The following is a 16,914-nucleotide window of genomic DNA, read 5'->3' as shown; positions in this document are numbered from 1 at the left end:
ACTGAGACGGCGCCGAACTACCTGAACGGAGAACGACCATGACCGAGAGCACGGGTCTTGAACACGCGGTGCTGGATCCCGGGCAGACGCCCCTACACGCCCGCGTCCTCGAGAGGGGGTGCTGAGGATGTCGCGCGCACCGGGGCGCAGGAGTGGATCGCTGAACGTGGTCGATTGGGTGCTGGGGGTGTGCGGGGTGGTGGCTGCTTTCCGCGCTGTGGTTGCCCAAGATCGAGCACCACGGCCCGCTGACCCACTGCCCGATGATGTGGTGGCTGCTCGTGCGAAGGAGCTGCAAGAGAAGTGGGCGAGGAAGGGGAGATACAGAGCGGCGGTTATCACGTTGTTGGCCTCCGTGATAACGGCGGGGGGTGCTCTGCTGGCGGCGGCTGGCGCGACCGCCGACGAGCCTGCATGGGTAAAGGAGTCTGCTGTCCTTGCGGTCTTGGCGGCAACCAGCTTGCGGGTGCTGGCGAGTCTTCGCCCTACGGGATGGAAGCGGTTTCCGTGGTCCGCATGGGCGACGATCCTTTACGGGTCTCTGTGGCTACTGGTGATGGGCCTTGCGGCGGAGATGTGGTCTGCTCCGGGCTACATCCTCAGTACTCTCACTCCGTTGTTTCTGCTCGTCGCGGTGGTAGTGCAGGACAAGGCAACCATGAGGGGCCAGGCAGACGCTCCCGAGACCTTTCGAGAGATGATGGTGGATGCCATTCCGCAGAAGTGGCGGGACTAGGTGTAGGAGGGCATGACGTTGTTGACTCGGGTCGGTGCCAGTGAGGCCGGAGGAGCGTCTCCGCAGGAGGTATGAGGCCGATGGTAGTTGTAGTGGTTCACCCACACCTGCAGGGCCTCACGCCGAGCTTGCTCTGAGGTGTAGGGGCGGGCGTAGAGGACCTCATCGACCATCAGCCGGTTGTACCTCTCCACCTTCCCGTTATGGCGCGGGGTGTAGGGGCGGATCCGGTGGTGCCGGCCCCCGAGCGAGACCACCTTCGCGGTGAAGTCCGCAGCCCGATAGTTGTTCCCGTTGTCCGTGATCACCCGGTCCACGGTGATGCCGTGGGCGGCGAAGAACGCCCGCGCCCGGCAGTAGAAGCTCACGGTCGTGGCCGCCCGCTCGTCCTCCAACGCCTCGGTGTAGGCCAGGCGGGTGTACCCGTCGATCGCCGAGTGCAGGTAGGTGTAGCCGACCCGCCGGCCAGGCCCGCGCTTGGAAGCACGGCCTGCTTCACTTTCACGTCCGTGGGTGCGCCAGCCGCCCCCGTCTGGGATCTTCCCGATCTTCTTCACATCCAGGTGCACCATGTGCCCCGGCCCTCTCGCGGTGATCTTCTGGGGTCGTTGGCGCAGGTCTTCTCCGGCCGGGGTCAGGTCCCGTAGGCGGGAGATCCCGAGTCGGTGCAGCCACCGTCCCACGGTACGAAGACACACCCGGTGGCCCTCGGAGACGAGGTAGTGATGGATGCGCCGTGCGGACCACTTGCGCTCCCGCCGCAGGGCGTGGATCTGGGCGACCAAGACCGGATCGAGCTGGGCAGGTGAACGGTGCGGCCGGCTGGGCAGGTCCTGAAGGCCGGCTTCTCCCTGGGCGCGGTAGCGGGCGACCCAAGTGGCCACCGTGGGCCGGCTCACCCGGAACTCGGCGGCCACGTGCGCCTGCGGGATCCCGTCGTGCAGGTGGCGGTGGACCATCCTGAGACGGCCGGTGGGAGTCAGGGGTGCGTTAGCGTGAGTCATGAGCGGGTCTCTTCTGGCAGGTCGGTGGTGTAGGAACTTCCATCCTGCGGGAGAGGCCCACTCGTCTCATCTCAGCCCGGTACCCATGTCAAGAACCTCATGACCCACAACAACTAGGGCGCGGTCAGCAGGGCGCCTGCGTGCGCGGGCACCAGCCCGTGGGCGGCGGCGTACTGGAAGCGCAGCATCTGGGCCAGGTGGGCCTGGGCTTGCATGAACGCGAGGACCTGAGCGGCGTCGGGCCGGTAGGCGGTGCCGTCGGCGGTCTGGGCGCACACCATCTCGGGGCGGTCGTGGGCGACCCAGCGGGCCACCTCGGAATCTGTGCTCGGCAGGGACGTGGTCATCCGCCCTTGCCAGGACACCTGGATCATCAGGGACACCTCCACCCTTACGTTGATCTGACGTCAACATACTAGGTGGGCTGGCAAGTGGAGGGCAACAAGCTCTGGACGCGCGAAAGCGCCCCGCGAGGTTCCTGCGACTGTCAGATCAACGGGAAAGCGGGGCGCTTCTGGGGTCCAGTCTAGGCGACCAGCGCCGCCGGCGGGAAGGCGTCCGGGGTGTCGATGAACCGCCGCAGCACCTGGCAGCAGTGCCACCAATGACAGGCTGCGGTGCTCGCATGCGCGCGCTCGCTGTCTGTCACCACCTCGCTGGCCTCGGCCAGGGCGGCCTCCAGGTGCTCGACCTCGATGCTCATGGCTCCTCCGATCCGCGGGTGTCCTTCACCGTGGATAAGGCCGTCGCGCGGCCGTGATGTCCCTTCTGGGCGCCAGGCAGAGCGAAGCCCTCCCGGCGCGGAGGGGGGATGGCCAGGAGGGCTTCTAAGTCGCAGGCCCTACGGGATGGGCTCACGTTCGACCTGTGCAAACCGTAGCAGGGGCAGTGGTGACGGGGAGGGAAGGTTGTGGATAAGGGTTGCGGGTGTATGGCATGACGCGTATGGTTTGACGTGTATCGCTAGACCTACGTGAGGTGATTCTGTCGCCTCCAGATTGAGAGAGCGCCCCCATGACCACCTTCTACTACTCCGTCAACGAGATGGCTCGGCAAGCCGGCTTCACCTCGCCCTCCACCTGGACCCGCATCAAGAACGACCTGCGCGCCCCCGATGCCGTCATGGTCAGCAAGATCCAGGGCGCCGGCTGGACCCTGGACAGCTGGGAGGACGCCGCCAACAACGAGCTGCACACCCGTCGCGAGCCCCTGATGAAGGCCATCACCCGCCTGCGCCTCGAGGAGGAGGCCCTGCGTCAGGAGTACGGCGTGACCGACCAGGACGAGCCGGCCGACCAGAAGGCGGAGGGCTGAGCCATGAACGCTATCGAGCTGAAGTGCCGCCGAGAGGCCCTCGGTCTGTCCCGCGACGCCCTCGCCGACACCCTGGGTGTCGCGGAGAAGAGCATCACCCGCTGGGAGTTCGGCAAGAACCCGCCGCGGGACTGGTCCTGGATCGACTCGGCCATGACCCGCCTGGAGGACTACCGCGAGCGCCTCGTGGAGGAGCTGATCGCCGAGACCTTGCGCGTGCATGAGCAGGCCGGTGCCGCGCTGATGTTGACCTACGCTTCCCGCGGTTCCTTCTACAGGTGGTTGCCGGAGATGGAGGAGCCGGACATGGGTGATGGCATCGAGGTGATTCCCGTGGAGCTGCACCGGGCGGCCACCGCCGAGGCCGCGCGCCGGCTGCGGGTGAGCCATGGGCTGCACGCCGTGATCGAGGCTGTGCCTACTCCGCAGGAGCGTGAGGGGGCGGGCTCGTGAGCGTGCGTCGATGGGTCTCGAGCGTCGTCGCCGTGGTGGCTGCTCTGGGTGTGGCTGGCGCCGTCGGGGGTGGACATGTGCAGGGGGTCCAGGTGCCAGAGGTGAAGCTTCCCAAGGTGGCGCTGCCCAGCGGAGTGGAGTTGCCCTCACTCGGCGACACGTCCCCGACGCCGGCGGCCGGCCCGGTCGGGGGCCAGCTCGAGCAGCTGGCCCTGACCTCCGCGGCACCGGCCAGCGCCTACACGCGAGACGCGTTCGGCCAGCGCTGGGCGGACGTGGACCGCAACGGCTGTGACACCCGCAACGACGTGCTGCGGCGCGACCTGACACAGGTGCAGATCAAGCCCGGCACGCGGGGGTGCAAGGTGCTTTCCGGCCAGCTCGTGGACCCCTACAGCGGCGCTACGATCCCCTTCTCCTCCCAGGACTCCCAGGCCGTGCATATCGACCACACGGTCTCCCTTGCCGATGCCTGGGCCTCCGGGGCGTGGGCGTGGGACGAGTCCCAGCGCACGGCGTTCGCCAACGACCCGGCGAATCTGCTGGCCGTGGATGGGCCGGCGAACACCTCGAAGTCGGATGCGACCGCGGCGGACTGGCTGCCGGACACCGTTGCGGGCCGATGTGAGCTCGTGGAGCACCAGGTGGTGGTGAAGGCCAAGTGGGGGCTGAGCGTCACCGAGCGCGAGCGCGCGGCGATGCGCAGGGTGTTGGCCTCCTGCCCGGCTGGGTGAGCGAGGCCGTAACGTGTCCGGGGGGTGGGTGACCATGCCCCTGAACGGATGGACGATGCTGGCGCAGGAGGAGGTGTGAGCGATGACGACTACCACGGGTACCGCCCTGGCCCCGAGGCTGCGCGCGTTCAAGCACCGCCTGGACCCCAACCCCGCCCAGGCCACCCTGCTGGCCCAGTACGCCGGCGCCGCGCGCGTGGCCTACAACATGCTCATCGCCCACAACCGGGCCGCCCTGGCCGCCGGTGCCGCCCGTCGCACCGAGCTGGCCGAGAGCGGGCTGGCCGGCCCCGAGCTGGCCGCGCGCATGAAGGCCGAGCGCGCCGCCGACCCCACCCTCCGCGTGGCCAGCTACCAGTCGTACTCCACGGCCCACCTGACCCCGCTGATCCGCCGCCACCGTGAGGCCGCCGCCGCGATCGCCGCCGGTGCCGACCCGGCCGAAGCATGGACCGACGAGCGATACGCCGAGCCCTGGATGCACACCGTGCCCCGCCGCGTCCTGGTCTCCGGCCTCCAGAACGCCGCGAAGGCCACCGAGAACTGGATGGCCTCCGCCTCCGGCACGCGCGCCGGTGCACGCGTCGGCCTGCCGCGGTTCAAGAAGAAGGGCCGGTCCCGGGACAGCTTCACCATCCCCGCCCCCGAGGTCATCGGCGCCGCGGGCACCCCCTACAAGCGCGGCGAGCCCCGCCGCGGGGTGATCACCGACCACCGGCACCTGCGCCTGGCCTCCCTGGGGACCATCCGCACCTACGACAAGACCAGCCGCCTGGTCCGCGCCTGCCGCCGCGGCGCCCAGATCCGGTCCATGACCATCTCCCAGGCTGGCGGACGGTGGTACGCCTCGATCCTCGTTGCCGACCCCACCCCCATCCGGACCGGGCCCAGCCGTCGCCAGCGCGCCAACGGCGCCGTCGGCGTGGATCTGGGCGTCAAGCACCTGGCCGCCCTCTCCACCGGCGAGGTCATCGACAACGGCCGCCCCGGTGCCCGCCAGGCCGCCCGCCTGACCCGCCTCCAGCGCGCCTACGCCCGCACCCAGCCCGGCTCGAACCGCCGCGAGCGCGTGCGCCGGCAGATCGCGGCACTCCATCACGGGATCGCCCTACGTCGGGCGGGGCTGCTGCATCAGGTGTCCACGAGACTGGCGACGGACTTCGCGGTGGTCGCCCTGGAGGACCTGAACGTGGCGGGGATGACCCGTTCGGCCCGCGGGACGCTCGAGGCGCCGGGTAGGAACGTGGCCGCCAAGTCCGGGTTGAACCGGGCGATCCTGGATGCCGGGCTGGGGATGCTGCGCCGGCAGCTGGACTACAAGACCTCCTGGGCAGGGTCCCAGGTGAAGATGATCGACCGATTCGCGCCCTCCTCGAAGGCGTGCTCGCGCTGCGGGACAGTCAAATCCACGCTGTCCCTGGCCGAGCGGACCTTCGAGTGCGAGGCCTGCCACCTGGTGATCGACCGCGACGTGAACGCCGCGATCAACATCCGGGCGTGGGCTGTGCAGGAGGAGCGTGGAGCAGGGGTCGAGCTCGCCCGAGGCCGTCGGGAGAGTCGAAACGGACGTGGAGCTGCTGTCTCGGGCCCGCCATCTGGCGGGGCCGCGGGGCAGGGGCGTGGAAGCGTCAAGCCCGCACCCCAGGGTGTGGGCATGTCCAGCCGGGCAACTGGCTGGTCATCCCAACCCCCCTCAACCGAAGGGGAAAGCGCAGAGCGCGGAGCATCCGCCCTGGCCAGGTAGTGGAGGCCCCGCGCACGCAGGGATGAGCCCGGCGCAGCAGTCGCCCACGGCGTACTGCACACGGAGGCCCCGCGCACGCAGGGATGAGCCCCAGCTGACGCGTGCGGAGATCCCGCTGTTCGAGGAGGCCCCGCGCACGCAGGGATGAGCCCAAGGAGAACTGACATGGCCGATACCATTCCCAGGAAGCCCCGCGCACGCAGGGATGAGCCCTACCCCCCGTCTAGGCCCCCTTGGTGACCACAGGAAGCCCCGCGCACGCAGGGATGAGCCAGACTCCCGGGGGCATTCACGGCTCCTGGGTTGAGCTGTCGTAGGGATCTGGGCTGGTCCCCGGTCCTTCCTAGACGCCAGCCAGTGCTCGTGGCAGCTGCGGGTGTCGTGGAGGTGCTGCGGGGACGTGTCGCGGTGTCCGCGGGATGCTCAGCTGGTGGGCTCGGGGACGGTGGCCTCGCACTGGACCATGGGCATGCCCTTGGGGTCGCCGGTCTGGGCGTCCAGGGGGGCGGTGGTGCCGTCGGCGATGATCTCGCAGTGCAGGTCGCCGGCGGCGGGCAGCTGTGGGACGTTGGCGATCACCTGGATCTTTTCACCGGGCTTGGCCTGGGTGCGCAGGGTCAGGGGGGTGGTGCCGGCGGGCTCGGCGGGGATGGTCTCTTTGGTGTGGGTGTCCGCGCCGGTGCCGCCCACGAAGAGGTTCACGCCGCCGCGGGCTGCCGTGGTGGTGGTGCCGTCGCGGGGGATCCACTGGATGCGGATCTGCACGTCCACGGGCTTGGCGGGGGCCGAGCTGGAGGGACGTGTCGTGGGGGTGGCCGAGCTGGCGGCCGCAGTGGGTGCCGTGGTGCTGCTCGCGGCTGCCGTGGGGGCCGCGCTCGCGCTCGTCGACGGGGCAGGAGCAGGTGTGGCGGTGCACCCCTGGAGGGCGAGGCCGGCCAGGGCCAGGGGGAGCAGGATCAGGGGGCGGGTGCGCATCAGGGGGGTCTCCTTCGGTGCGGGGCGGATCAGGCGTCCAGGATGGTGATGGTGGCCCCGGGCTCCAAGCGCTCGAGGTCGGCCGCGGTGAGGACCGCGAGGTTGTGCTCCAGGCTCGCCTCGCGGACGTCGCCGGTGTCGGGGAGGCGGCAGGCGCGGTGCAGAGACTGCTCCAGCGCGGTGATCGCGGACGGGTCGGCGTGGCGGACGTGGCGGATCAGGCCGCCGACGGTGCCCTCGAAGGACTCCTCGGAGCCGTGGGGGGTGATCAGGATGCGGGAGCGGGCGCTCAGGGGCATGGGGTCTCCTGGGGGCGTGGAGGTCGTGATGGTCATCCTGCCCGCCCTCCCGCCGGTGTGGCGGGAGGGCGGGGGAGGATCAGCGGATCACCAGGACGGGGCCGGTGATGATCTCGCGGGCGTCGAAGCCGGCGTCGTGGATCATCTCGGTGGCCGTGGAGTTGAACGGGCGGGAGGAACTGTGGCGGGCGTCGGCCCAGAGCGACCAGTCGCCGTCCATGCCGTCGTAGTCGCCGGGGTTGTAGACCTCAGCGGTGGCGCCCAGCAGGCGGTCGACGTCGGCGGGGATGGTGTGGAGCTCGACGTCGGCGGTGGTGCCGTCGGGGTGGATCATCGTGGCCTTGGTCATCGGAGTCCCTTTCGTCGGGGGTGCGGGGGTCCGGGTGACCCCTGCTGATGTGTATAACCATACACGCGCAAGAGTGACAGCGCAACAGGGGCGTGGGATTCGTGGGTGGCCCCGGCGCGGCCGGGGCGGGCGGGCCGCGGGGCCCGCCCGCCCGTGGGGCTCAGTCGTCGAGGCCGAGCCGCTCGCGCAGAGCCTTGGTGGGGGGCAGGTAGGTCTCCCCGTCGTCGGCCAGGTCGCCGGTGATCAGCACCGGGCCGACGATGACGTCGTCCGGGGCGAGGATGGTCAGCTCGTGGACGATCCGGTGACCCTTGGAGTTGACCGGCAGGCCGGCGATCTTGCCCTCCTCGTTGAGCCAGATGGTGTGGTCGCCATCGTCGGAGGACAGGGCCTCCACGTAGCCGCCGACGTGCCGCTGGAAGTCCTCCAGGCCGTTGACCTGCTCCTCGGTGACGTCGCCGGTGGGGGTGATCAGAATTGCGTTGGCCATGATGGCTGTCCCTTCTATGGGGTGCGGGGATCCGGGTGATCCCTGCTGATGTGTCTAACCATACACATACGCGGGCGGATGTGCAACACCCTGCGTCGCATCAGCCGCCGGCTGTGCCACGGATGCAGCCGGCCCCGCATCTCCGCGACACGTCCCCGGCGTGCCGCGAGCGCGGGGCCAGGGTGGGCCCCGCGCTCGCGGGCGGGCAGGGGTCAGCGGGCGGGGTTCAGGATGGACTCGGGCAGATGGAAGGGGGGCTGGTGGGTGCTGACGGCCTCGGCGGGGTCCTGGCGCATCATGCCGTGGGCCCAGCCGCTGAGGTCCCATCCGAGGTAGCCGGGGCGGCCGCCGGCGAGCAGGCGCAGGGGACCGAGGCGGCGGTGACGGTGGGCGGTGCGGGTCAGCTCGGCGAGGACTCCGGCGGGGACGTGGGTGTCCAGGCATCGGCAGGTGATCAGCACGTCCGGGTCGATCAGCGCGGGGTCCACCACGGGCGGGCGGACGGTGGCGGCGATGTTGGGCAGGCGCAGGGTCGAGTCGGCCAGGTGGAGGTAGACCAGCTCGTCGTCGGCCTCCACGGCCACCGGGTGCAGGGTGCGCTCGGGCAGGGCGCGCAGGGTCTTGATGAGGTGGTGGGCCTGGTCGGCGCGCAGCATGGCCCCAGACTCGAGGGGGCCGGTGCTGACGTCGAGGGCGCGGGCGCCGGCGCGGGAGGTGTGGGTGCCATCGGAGCCGGTCAGCTCCAGGCACTGCTGGCGGGCGCGCAGGATCACCGCGGGCGTCGGGGTGCCGGGGGTGTGGGTGGCGGGCAGGCGGGTGGGCCAGGCGGCCAGGTCCAGGGCTCGGTACAGGTGGTCGGCGGTGGTGATGATGCCCATGGGGCTCCTCCTTGGAAGGGGTGCTGGGGGCCTCATGCCCCCTGCGACGTGTCCAACCATACACATGCAACGGCGACTGCACAACATCATCCGCGAGCGCGGATCGGCGCGCCCCTGGTGGTGACGCGGAGCGGGCGGGGACGTGTCGCGGTCCCCGGCAGCCGGCGGCAGCTCCATGGAGCCGGCAGCTCGTCTCCGCGACACGTCCCCCCGTCCCCGCCGGCGCGAGGCCGGCGGGGACGGGTGCCGGTCAGCCGCGCGGGCTCACGTGGGCGGCGTGCGTGCGGCCCAGCGCCCAGTCGCCCAGGTGCCAGGCCAGCAGATCGTCGCGCTCGCGGACGGCCCAGGCGTCGAGGCTGTCCTCGGGGCCCATGGCCGGCCCGCCCGTGAGCAGGTCCAGGCACAGGCCGGCGTGGAGCCCCCACAGGGGGCCGGGGACGGCGCCGTCCGGGGTGCTCGGGGGCACCGGGCCGGCCATGTCGCGCGGACGAACGGCGAGCGTGTCCACCGGGGAGAGCGTGTCGGCCTTGTTGCTGGCGGAGGCGAAGATCACCCAGAGGTCGCGCACCAGGTAGATGCCGACGGCGTCGGCGCGCAGCTCCACGGTCTCGTAGGTGTCGTCGAGTTCGGCCAGGCGGGCCAGCAGGGTCTGGGTGCCGTGGAGCGAGAGCACTGCGAGCGAGGCCTCGTCGCCGGTGTCCGTGCGCGGGGCCGGGTCTGCGTAGGCGCGGGAGAAGCTCTCCCCTGCCGCGGAGTAGATCCGCAGGGAGCCGTCTGGCTGGAGGACCAGGCCCACGCCGCCGGCGTCGGGGTCCGTGTCTGTGGCGGCCGCGCGGGCGGCCTGGGAGCCGGCGTAGAGCGCGCGGGCGAGGGTGGCGGGGCGGTAGAGCAGCTGGGACATCGGGGGCCTCCTTGGCCTCGGGGTGCGGGGGGCCTCGTGCCCCCTGCGATGTGTCTAACCATACACACCCTGGGGGGGTGGGTGCAACACTGGAGCGCAGCGAATCTCCGCGACACGTCCCCCCAGGATCTCGGCCCGCGAGCGCGGGCCGGCTCAGAGGCCCAGGACCTCCAGCAGGGCGGTAGCGTCGGCGCGCGGGTCGCGCGCGGTCGTGGTGGTCTCCTCGTGGACGTCGTCGCCGCCGACCAGGGTCTGGTGCAGCTCGAAGCCGGCAGCGGTGGCGGTGACCGTGGCCCGACGGTGGAGCATGCAGAAGGCCCGGTGGATGGCCCACTCGGGCAGGCGCAGGGCCAGCGCGCGCAAGTGCTCGGCGGCCCGGATCATGTCCGCGCCCGGGGTCGCCGGGTCCAGATCCGCCGGCAGGCCGAAGGTGATCTCCCGCAGGCCCGGGTGCAGCTCGAGGATCTCCAGGTAGGCGTCATCGGCGGCGTCGCGGGCCTCGTCCGGGCCGGCGCCCTCAGCCTTCTCGTCCTCCAGCCGGGCGGGCCGCCAGGTGGCGGCCCGCCCGGGGTGGGTCAGGCGATGTAGACGTCGCCCTCGATGTAGCGCAGGCGCTCGCGGCCGTCGGGGCTGGTGAGGGTGTAGGCGTAGTGGGCTTCGTACTCGCTCACGGTCCATCCGGCATCGGCCAGCGCGCCGGAGAGGGTGTGGTCGGCGTTGGCGCCGGAGTAGAACGCGTCGCCGACAGAGCCGGGACCGTGGGGGTCGTACTGGTGCAGGACGTCGATGACGCCCTGGGCGGTGGTGGGCTCGTGCAGGCGCAGCATGGCCTCGGTGATGCGGATCTGGTCCCAGTAGTCATCCATGGCGGTCTCCTTGGTCGGGGTGCCGGGGGCCTCGTGCCCCCTGCGACGTGTTCAACCATACACGTATACCGGCGGCAGCACAACAGTATCCGCGAGCGTGGATCGGTGCGCCCGTGATGGTGTCGTAGAGCGAGCGGGGACGGGTGCGGGTGTGGTTAGCGGGAACGGGTGGGGGGCAGTTCGAGCACTTCGAGCAGGTCGCGGCTGGCTAGGTGGTGCAGTCGGGTGATGCGCGGAGGGAAGGGCCATGGGCGAGGGTGGATGTGCCCAAGGGCGTACAGGGGCTCCGGGGGCGTGGCTGGCTCGTGTGTGGTCGTCTCCCGTGTGGTGGAGGCGTTGGGGTGGGCGCGTTGCTTGGGTGGGAGGGGTTCGAGAATGGCGATCACGTGGCACTCCAGTGGAGCGGTGAGCAGGCCGCTGTGGACGCGAACACGGGTGCCCTTGGGTAGGGGGGAGGTGGTGGCGGTCATGGTGCCCTTCTTGGGTGGGGTGATGGGGTGTGGCTTCTATTAGACGCTCGCGGGCCGGTGTGTCTAGGTGTAGGAGGGCATGACGTTGTTGACTCGGGCCGGTGCCAACGAGGCCGGAGGGGCGTTCCCGCAGGAGGTATGAGGCCGATGGTAGTTGTAGTGGTTCACCCACACGGCCAGCGCCTCACGCCGAGCTTGCTCTGAGGTATACGGGCGGGCGTAGAGGACCTCATCGACCATCAGCCGGTTGTACCGCTCGACCTTCCCGTTATGGCGCGGGGTGTAGGGTCGGATCCGGTGATGCCGGCCCCCGAGCGAGACCACCTTGGCGGTGAAGTCCACGGCCCGGTAGTTGTTCCCGTTGTCCGTGACCACCCGGTCCACGGTGATGCCGTGGGCGGCGAAGAACGCGCGGGCCCGGCAGAAGAACCCGATCGTGGTCACCGCCTTCTCATCCTCCAACGCCTCGGTGTACGCCAGGCGGGTGTACCCGTCGATCGCCGAGTGCAGGTAGGTGTACCCGACCCGCCGGCCGGCACCACGCTTGGAAGCACGGCCTGCTTCACTTTCACGTCCGTGAGCACGCCAGCCGCCCCCGTCAGGGATCTTCCCGATCTTCTTCACGTCCAGGTGCACCATGTGCCCCGGGCCGCGGGCGGTGATCTTCTGGGGTCGTTGGCGCAGGTCCTCACCCGTGGGCGCGAGGTCTGGCAACCGGGAGATGCCCAGTCGGTGCAGCCACCTGCCCACAGTGCGCAGGCACAGCTGGTGGCCTTCAGAGACGAGGTGGTGATGGATGCGGCGGGCTGACCACTTCTCCCTGCGACGCAGGGTCTGGATCTGGGCCACCACCTCGGGGTCGAGCTGGGCAGGTGAACGGCGCGGACGGCTGGGCCGGTCGAGCAGCCCGGCCTCGCCCTCGGCGCGGTAGCGGGCCACCCAGGTGGCCACCGTGGGCCGGCTCACCCGGAACTCGGCGGCCACGTGTGCCTGCGGGATCCCGTCGTGCAGGTGGCGGTGGACCATCCTGAGACGGCCGGTCGGGGTCAGGGGTGCGTTAGCGTGAGTCATGAGTGGGTCTTCTCGGGCAGGTCGGTGGTGTAGGAACTTCCATCCTGCGGGAGAGGCCCACTCGTCTCATCTCAGCCCGTACCCCGTGGCAAGAACCTCATGACCCACAACATCTAGGGGGCTTCTCAGTCCTTGGTGATGCGCTCGAATGTCACCGGAACGATCATGACCTCCTCCACGCCGCGCTGCTCGCACAGCGTGCGGGAGGCAGGGGTGGTCTGGCACAACGTGGGGTCCTGGGAGGCGGGGGTGATGGCCCCAATGGTCAGGGTTGTTGTGCTCTCCTGCCGGCCGGAGAAGAAGTCACCCGCCGGGACATGGCGACTGAGGATGAGCCGTCCCTGGCTGGGGTCGTCCACGGGTCGCTCCTGCGTGACCCCGTAGCCTGCCTTGTTGGCGAGCGGGACCAGCTGATCTTCGGGCTGGGCATCCGCGGTCAGGTAGCGACGCTGGACCTCGTGGGCCCCGACGACCTCCTCGACTTTGATCCACGACTGAGGGATGGCGCGCGTGCCGGCTACGGCACTGTTCACCTCCTCGCCAGTGTCTCGGGGGTCGCTGGAGCAACCGGACAGGATGAGGCAGCCGGACAGGCAGAGGGCGGCCGTGACGTGAGAGCGGGTGAACGTGAACATGGAGTCCTCCTGGGTTGGGGTGCTGGAGGCGTCGTGCCCCCTGCGATGTGTATAACCATACACATCAAGTCATGCGGATGCAATACCATCCGTGAGCGGCGTGCGTGTGGGGTCAGGGGGAATGGGTAGCGGCGTCGTGGGCCGCGTGGAGAGCCTGCGCGCGCCCCACCTCCTGGGCCGCGCGGGCCGCGCGGGCCGCGCGGGCGGCCGCGGCCTCCTGAGCCGCGCGCCGCTCCAGCAGAGCGCGGGCGACGTCCTCGGCGGTGCCTTGCTGGCCGGCGTGCCACAGCACGCGCAGGGCCGGGACGCCGTCGACGTCGGGCAGGCTCGCCAGAGCGGAGTCGATCCGCTCGGGGGAGAAGGGGTCCTCCGGGCGCTCGCGGCCATGGGCGACGGCGAGCTGGAGCGTCTGGCGGTAGTGATGCTCCCGCTCCAGGGTCTGGCCCCAGAGCACGGGCGGGGCCTCCACGGCGAGCCCGGACTCCTCCAGCCTCACGCGGGCCCGTCCCGCCCGCGCCCGGTCCTGCGCTCGCAGGATGGAAGGGGCCAGCAACAGACCAGCTGCGGCCGTGAGCACCGCCCCAAAGACCCGGCTGATCGCCAGGCCGGCGGAGTCAGGGTGAGGTGTGGCGGACGCGGCGGTGAGGGGCGGGACCAGCACCACCCAGGCCAACGCCGCCACGAGCGGCACCACCAGGGCCAGAAGGTCGTGCAAGAGCGGTCTGGTCGGCGGGGCGGCCGCATGGACAGCGTCCAGCAGATCCTGGCCCTCGGGGGTCGCGGGGATGAGCCAAGTTCCGGCGGCGGTGTGGTGGGCGGTGATGGGGGTGGGCATGAGGACTCCATCTCGGTAGGGGCGCCGGGGTCAGCGCCCGGGGGCATCTACCGGGGATAAGGCCGCGATCGGCCCCGCATGTCCCCCCCGCACGGCAGAGCAGCCGGCGGGGACGGGACGCGGTCAGGGCCGGGACGTGTCGCGGTCCACGGCGGCCGCCGGCAGCAGCTCGATGCAGCCGGCAGCTCATCTCCGCGACACGTCCCCGCCCCGCCCTGGCCCGACCGCGAGCGCGGGGCGCACGGCCGGGCCGGGGGTGCGGTGGGGATCAGGGCAGGAAGAGGGCGGAGGCCTCGTGCCGGGCGGCGAGCCCGGCGTGCTCGTCGGCCAGGTCGCGCGGGCGGGTGCGGTGGCGCGGGGGCGTGTAGAGCCGCCCGTGGGCCCAATCGCCGATGCTCCAGTCCGTCAGGGTCGGCTGACCGGGGACGGCGTAGAGGCGGGGGCTGGAGGCCAGGCGGGCGCTTGCGCCCAGCAGGGACGCGAGGGTGCCCGCGTGCGTGGGGACCGGAGAGGGGATCAGCTGGTCCGCCTGCGGCAGGGGGAACGGGCCCTCGGGGGCGCTGGCCCTCTCGGGGTTGGCGGGGCGGTAGACGCGATGGCGGTAGGCGTGGCCGGGGCGGTCCGGGTCGTGCACCTTCAGGAACAGGCAGCCGGCGCGCGTGTCCAGGTGTGCCGGGTAGGTCCCGGGCAGGCTGTCCAGCTCGTAGCTGAGGTTCAGGGCGTCCGGGAAGGACAGGGCCACCGGAGCCATGCCCTGTCCGTGGGTGACCGGCTCGCAGGGGGCGTAGGTGCGCGCCCACTCCCGGGGCCGGCAGACGGTGATGCGGTAGCCGGCCTCGGTCAGCTCGAACCAGATGCGCCCGTGCGTGCGGGCGTGGTCGCTGGCCCAACCCAGCGGAGCCAGGGCCGCGTGGAGGGCCTGGCGCAGGGATCGGATCGTGGTGGTGGGGTTCTTGACGATGCTCACGGGAGCCTCCTTGGAAGGGGTGCCGGGGGCCTCATGCCCCCTGCGACGTGTTCAACCATACACATACACCGGCGCGTGCACAACACCATCCGCGAGCGCGGGCCGGCGCGCCCGTGGTGGTGTCGAGGGAAGGGCGGGGACGTGTCGCGGTCCCCGGGAGCCGGCAGCAGCTCGATGCAGCCGGCCGCTCATCTCCACGACACGTCCCCCGGCGGCCGCGAGCGCGGGGGTCTCTCGCGCTCGCGGCCGCCGGGGGCTGGCGAGGTGGTCAGCGGCTCAGGCGCAGGCGGTCCACGTCGTGGCAGGCCTCCACGGCGGCGCGGTCGTCGGCGGCCCTCTGGGCCAGGGCGGCGTGCTTGGGGTGGGCGGTGTTCGCGCGGGCCAGGGCCTCGGAGTCGGTGGCGATGCGCTCCAGCAGGTCCCGCCGCTGGCAGCTCAGCCGGATGGCCTCCTCCAGGGCCGGGACCAGGTCGGGGTGCGGCTCGTCGCGGCGGGCCAGGCGCTTGTAGCGGGCGCGCGCGGCGGCGGCGGGGGCCGCGAGGGCGTGGGCCTGGCGGCGCTGGTCCTCCAGAGTGGCCACGGCCTGGCGGCGCCGGGCGCGGTCGTCGCAGTCCTCGCCCCACGGGTCGGGCTGGCACATCACGTCGCCGCACTCCGGGCAGGGCTCGAAGGCGGAGGGCAGGGAGTCGAGGTCGAGAAGGTGGTGCTCAGGCATCGGAGGTGCCTCCTTGGTCGGGGTGCCGGGGGCCTCATGCCCCCCGCTACGTGTCTAACCATACACACGCAATGGCAAAAGTACAACACCACCCGCGAGCGCAGGTCCACGCGCCCGTGGTCGTGACGCGGGCCGGGCGGGGACGTGGCGCGGTCCCCGGGAGCCGGCAGCAGCTCGATGCAGCCGGCAGCTCATCTCCACGACACGTCCCCGGGATGCCGCGAGCGCGGGAGCCCCCGCGCTCGCGGCCTGCCGGTCAGGCGGCGGGCAGGGCGGCCAGGCTGTCGCGGTCGGCCAGGGTGGCGGCCTCGCGGGCGGCCGGCGTGTAGCCGTCCAGGGGGGCGACGTAGGCGCGTCCGTGTGCCCAGGTGCCGATGCTCCAGCCGATCAGGTCCAGTGCGCCGGGCACGCCGTGGATCCGCTGGCTCAGGTAGCGGGTGCCGTGGAGGCGGCCGCCGCCGCTCAGCACGTCCATCAGCAGCCCGGGCAGGCCCAGGGTCGCGGGCAGGGCGGGCAGCTCGACGCCGGGGCCGGGGGCCTGGGGGATGGCGGGAGTGGGCACGCCGGGGGCGGCGAGGTTGGCGAACGTCCAGCGCTCGCGGCCGCCGACGACGTCGACGTGGACGCGGTCGGCGGTGGCGGTGACGTTGACCGGGGTCTCGGGCAGGGGGAGCGCGTCCAGGTGGCGCATCAGCTGGGAGACGTCAAGGACGCACAGCACCACCGGCGGCAGGCCCGCGAGCGCGGCGGGGGCCGGGCGGTCGGAGTCGGCGTAGGCGCAGGCGTAGGCGTCCTCGTGGGTGCTGATCACGCGCAGGGCGTTCTCCGGGAGCACCTCCAGGTGGACGGGGCCGCGGTTGGGGGAGACGCGGGCGGCGAGGGAGCCGGCGCGCAGGGCTGCGCGCAGGGAGCCGGCGGAATAGATGTGCTTGGACATGGGGGCCTCCTTGGCCGTCGGGGTGCCGGGGGCCTCATGCCCCCTGCGACGTGTTCAACCATACACATACACCGGCGCGTGCACAACACCATCCGCGAGCGCGGGCCGGCGCGCCCGTGGTGGTGTCGAGGGAAGGGCGGGGACGTGTCGCGGTCCCCGGGAGCCGGCAGCAGCTCGATGCAGCCGGCAGCTCATCTCCACGACACGTCCCCACGCGGCAGCGGGCGCGGGACCCGCCCGCGCTCGCGGCCAGGGGTGACAACGGGGGCGGCGCGTGCGCGCCGCCCCCGTCGTGCTCCCCTGGCCCGCGAGCGCGGGCGGGTTCCCGCGACCGCTGCCGCGTGGGGAACCGTTATCGTGGAGATTGAGCTGCCGGCGCATCGAGCTGCTTCCGGCTCCTCGGGGACCGCGATACACGTCCCGAAATTCCCTCGATCAAACCCACCACGGGTGCGGCGCTCGGCCGCGACTCGCGGAAGGTGTTGTGCAGAGGACGGTGTATGTGTATGGGTTGAACCACGTCGTCAGGGGGCTAGAGGCC

22 protein-coding genes and 1 CRISPR repeat array are annotated in these 16,914 nt (G+C 71.5%); of the genes, 5 read left to right on the top strand and 17 right to left on the bottom strand.

The features are described from left to right. The first annotated feature begins 271 nt into the window (after window positions 1–271). A complete protein-coding gene (locus HDA34_RS11400; RefSeq protein WP_069941825.1) occupies window positions 272–736 on the top strand; it encodes a hypothetical protein in 465 nt (154 codons plus the stop codon). Here HDA34_RS11400 and HDA34_RS11395 read toward each other — a convergent pair. The 3 genes from HDA34_RS11395 to HDA34_RS11385 form a co-directional block, all read right to left on the bottom strand. Further along, window positions 733–1,740: an IS481 family transposase gene (locus HDA34_RS11395; RefSeq protein WP_182496722.1), complete on the bottom strand. Its 1,008-nt coding sequence runs from the start codon at window positions 1,738–1,740 to the stop codon at window positions 733–735. The genes HDA34_RS11400 and HDA34_RS11395 overlap by 4 nt on opposite strands. Before the next feature lie 113 nt (window positions 1,741–1,853). Continuing rightward, complete coding sequence (locus tag HDA34_RS11390) at window positions 1,854–2,114, bottom strand: hypothetical protein (RefSeq protein WP_087113814.1); 261 nt, start codon at window positions 2,112–2,114, stop codon at window positions 1,854–1,856. Between the two features lie 152 nt (window positions 2,115–2,266). Beyond that, complete coding sequence (locus HDA34_RS11385; protein WP_160312128.1) at window positions 2,267–2,443, bottom strand: hypothetical protein; 177 nt, start codon at window positions 2,441–2,443, stop codon at window positions 2,267–2,269. Window positions 2,444–2,754: 311 nt separating this feature from the next. Between HDA34_RS11385 and HDA34_RS11380 the strand changes: the two genes are divergently transcribed. The 4 genes from HDA34_RS11380 to HDA34_RS11365 all read left to right on the top strand — a co-directional run bounded on the left by HDA34_RS11380 (window position 2,755) and on the right by HDA34_RS11365 (window position 5,985). Beyond that, window positions 2,755–3,054 carry a hypothetical protein gene (locus HDA34_RS11380; RefSeq protein WP_031943823.1) on the top strand — a complete coding sequence of 100 codons (300 nt, stop codon included), beginning with the start codon at window positions 2,755–2,757 and terminating at the stop codon, window positions 3,052–3,054. A gap of 3 nt (window positions 3,055–3,057) precedes the next feature. Beyond that, the gene (locus HDA34_RS11375; protein ID WP_049159095.1) at window positions 3,058–3,507 is read left to right on the top strand and encodes a helix-turn-helix domain-containing protein; all 450 of its coding nucleotides are present in this window, start codon (window positions 3,058–3,060) and stop codon (window positions 3,505–3,507) included. Window positions 3,508–3,608: 101 nt separating this feature from the next. Beyond that, the gene (locus tag HDA34_RS11370; protein WP_233437077.1) at window positions 3,609–4,241 is read left to right on the top strand and encodes an HNH endonuclease family protein; all 633 of its coding nucleotides are present in this window, start codon (window positions 3,609–3,611) and stop codon (window positions 4,239–4,241) included. Between the two features lie 82 nt (window positions 4,242–4,323). Beyond that, window positions 4,324–5,985: an RNA-guided endonuclease InsQ/TnpB family protein gene (locus HDA34_RS11365; RefSeq protein ID WP_087113812.1), complete on the top strand. Its 1,662-nt coding sequence runs from the start codon at window positions 4,324–4,326 to the stop codon at window positions 5,983–5,985. 1 nt (window position 5,986) lies between these two features. After that, window positions 5,987–6,259: a CRISPR direct-repeat array (repeat unit 29 nt; unit sequence GGAGGCCCCGCGCACGCAGGGATGAGCCC). Window positions 6,260–6,408: 149 nt separating this feature from the next. Here the strand turns inward: HDA34_RS11365 and HDA34_RS11360 are convergent. From HDA34_RS11360 to HDA34_RS11295, 14 genes are all read right to left on the bottom strand, one after another. Further along, on the bottom strand, window positions 6,409–6,960 hold the full coding sequence (locus tag HDA34_RS11360; protein ID WP_069941830.1) for a hypothetical protein: 552 nt from the start codon (window positions 6,958–6,960) through the stop codon (window positions 6,409–6,411). 29 nt (window positions 6,961–6,989) lie between these two features. Then, window positions 6,990–7,259: a hypothetical protein gene (locus HDA34_RS11355; RefSeq protein WP_087113811.1), complete on the bottom strand. Its 270-nt coding sequence runs from the start codon at window positions 7,257–7,259 to the stop codon at window positions 6,990–6,992. Window positions 7,260–7,338: 79 nt separating this feature from the next. Then, the gene (locus HDA34_RS11350) at window positions 7,339–7,608 is read right to left on the bottom strand and encodes a hypothetical protein (protein ID WP_031943817.1); all 270 of its coding nucleotides are present in this window, start codon (window positions 7,606–7,608) and stop codon (window positions 7,339–7,341) included. 160 nt (window positions 7,609–7,768) lie between these two features. Further along, a complete protein-coding gene (locus HDA34_RS11345; protein WP_087113810.1) occupies window positions 7,769–8,098 on the bottom strand; it encodes a DUF3846 domain-containing protein in 330 nt (109 codons plus the stop codon). A gap of 212 nt (window positions 8,099–8,310) precedes the next feature. Next, window positions 8,311–8,976: a hypothetical protein gene (locus HDA34_RS11340; protein WP_134377197.1), complete on the bottom strand. Its 666-nt coding sequence runs from the start codon at window positions 8,974–8,976 to the stop codon at window positions 8,311–8,313. A gap of 250 nt (window positions 8,977–9,226) precedes the next feature. Beyond that, on the bottom strand, window positions 9,227–9,877 hold the full coding sequence (locus HDA34_RS11335) for a hypothetical protein (RefSeq protein WP_134377198.1): 651 nt from the start codon (window positions 9,875–9,877) through the stop codon (window positions 9,227–9,229). Window positions 9,878–10,030: 153 nt separating this feature from the next. After that, on the bottom strand, window positions 10,031–10,261 hold the full coding sequence (locus HDA34_RS11330; protein WP_134377199.1) for a hypothetical protein: 231 nt from the start codon (window positions 10,259–10,261) through the stop codon (window positions 10,031–10,033). Window positions 10,262–10,452: 191 nt separating this feature from the next. Beyond that, window positions 10,453–10,743 (bottom strand): hypothetical protein, encoded by a 291-nt coding sequence (locus tag HDA34_RS11325; RefSeq protein ID WP_087113805.1) that lies wholly within the window; start codon window positions 10,741–10,743, stop codon window positions 10,453–10,455. Between the two features lie 533 nt (window positions 10,744–11,276). Next, window positions 11,277–12,284 carry an IS481 family transposase gene (locus HDA34_RS11320; protein WP_182496721.1) on the bottom strand — a complete coding sequence of 336 codons (1,008 nt, stop codon included), beginning with the start codon at window positions 12,282–12,284 and terminating at the stop codon, window positions 11,277–11,279. 125 nt (window positions 12,285–12,409) lie between these two features. Continuing rightward, the gene (locus HDA34_RS11315) at window positions 12,410–12,919 is read right to left on the bottom strand and encodes a hypothetical protein (RefSeq protein WP_134377201.1); all 510 of its coding nucleotides are present in this window, start codon (window positions 12,917–12,919) and stop codon (window positions 12,410–12,412) included. 112 nt (window positions 12,920–13,031) lie between these two features. Next, window positions 13,032–13,754, bottom strand: a complete 723-nt coding sequence (locus HDA34_RS11310; RefSeq protein ID WP_134377202.1) for a hypothetical protein — start codon at window positions 13,752–13,754, stop codon at window positions 13,032–13,034. Window positions 13,755–14,022: 268 nt separating this feature from the next. Then, window positions 14,023–14,721, bottom strand: a complete 699-nt coding sequence (locus tag HDA34_RS11305) for a hypothetical protein (RefSeq protein ID WP_134377203.1) — start codon at window positions 14,719–14,721, stop codon at window positions 14,023–14,025. Between the two features lie 268 nt (window positions 14,722–14,989). Beyond that, window positions 14,990–15,436: a hypothetical protein gene (locus tag HDA34_RS11300; protein WP_134377204.1), complete on the bottom strand. Its 447-nt coding sequence runs from the start codon at window positions 15,434–15,436 to the stop codon at window positions 14,990–14,992. 256 nt (window positions 15,437–15,692) lie between these two features. Continuing rightward, window positions 15,693–16,373, bottom strand: coding sequence for a hypothetical protein (locus HDA34_RS11295; RefSeq protein WP_134377205.1), 681 nt, complete (start codon window positions 16,371–16,373; stop codon window positions 15,693–15,695). Between the last annotated feature and the right edge of the window lie 541 nt (window positions 16,374–16,914).

The sequence above is a fragment of the Micrococcus luteus genome, from assembly GCF_014138885.1.
Lineage (GTDB): Bacteria > Actinomycetota > Actinomycetes > Actinomycetales > Micrococcaceae > Micrococcus > Micrococcus luteus.
Note: the sequence above shows the minus strand (reverse complement) of the source record. Positions and strands in the feature narration are given on the sequence as shown.

Coding starts and splice junctions, on each gene's coding strand:
- HDA34_RS11395 (WP_182496722.1), bottom strand. CDS start 1,740: ATGACTCACGCTAACGCACCCCTGACTCCCACCGGCCGTCTCAGGATG.
- HDA34_RS11390 (WP_087113814.1), bottom strand. CDS start 2,114: ATGATCCAGGTGTCCTGGCAAGGGCGGATGACCACGTCCCTGCCGAGC.
- HDA34_RS11385 (WP_160312128.1), bottom strand. CDS start 2,443: ATGAGCATCGAGGTCGAGCACCTGGAGGCCGCCCTGGCCGAGGCCAGC.
- HDA34_RS11380 (WP_031943823.1), top strand. CDS start 2,755: ATGACCACCTTCTACTACTCCGTCAACGAGATGGCTCGGCAAGCCGGC.
- HDA34_RS11375 (WP_049159095.1), top strand. CDS start 3,058: ATGAACGCTATCGAGCTGAAGTGCCGCCGAGAGGCCCTCGGTCTGTCC.
- HDA34_RS11365 (WP_087113812.1), top strand. CDS start 4,324: ATGACGACTACCACGGGTACCGCCCTGGCCCCGAGGCTGCGCGCGTTC.
- HDA34_RS11360 (WP_069941830.1), bottom strand. CDS start 6,960: ATGCGCACCCGCCCCCTGATCCTGCTCCCCCTGGCCCTGGCCGGCCTC.
- HDA34_RS11355 (WP_087113811.1), bottom strand. CDS start 7,259: ATGCCCCTGAGCGCCCGCTCCCGCATCCTGATCACCCCCCACGGCTCC.
- HDA34_RS11350 (WP_031943817.1), bottom strand. CDS start 7,608: ATGACCAAGGCCACGATGATCCACCCCGACGGCACCACCGCCGACGTC.
- HDA34_RS11345 (WP_087113810.1), bottom strand. CDS start 8,098: ATGGCCAACGCAATTCTGATCACCCCCACCGGCGACGTCACCGAGGAG.
- HDA34_RS11340 (WP_134377197.1), bottom strand. CDS start 8,976: ATGGGCATCATCACCACCGCCGACCACCTGTACCGAGCCCTGGACCTG.
- HDA34_RS11335 (WP_134377198.1), bottom strand. CDS start 9,877: ATGTCCCAGCTGCTCTACCGCCCCGCCACCCTCGCCCGCGCGCTCTAC.
- HDA34_RS11330 (WP_134377199.1), bottom strand. CDS start 10,261: ATGATCCGGGCCGCCGAGCACTTGCGCGCGCTGGCCCTGCGCCTGCCC.
- HDA34_RS11325 (WP_087113805.1), bottom strand. CDS start 10,743: ATGGATGACTACTGGGACCAGATCCGCATCACCGAGGCCATGCTGCGC.
- HDA34_RS11320 (WP_182496721.1), bottom strand. CDS start 12,284: ATGACTCACGCTAACGCACCCCTGACCCCGACCGGCCGTCTCAGGATG.
- HDA34_RS11315 (WP_134377201.1), bottom strand. CDS start 12,919: ATGTTCACGTTCACCCGCTCTCACGTCACGGCCGCCCTCTGCCTGTCC.
- HDA34_RS11310 (WP_134377202.1), bottom strand. CDS start 13,754: ATGCCCACCCCCATCACCGCCCACCACACCGCCGCCGGAACTTGGCTC.
- HDA34_RS11300 (WP_134377204.1), bottom strand. CDS start 15,436: ATGCCTGAGCACCACCTTCTCGACCTCGACTCCCTGCCCTCCGCCTTC.
- HDA34_RS11295 (WP_134377205.1), bottom strand. CDS start 16,373: ATGTCCAAGCACATCTATTCCGCCGGCTCCCTGCGCGCAGCCCTGCGC.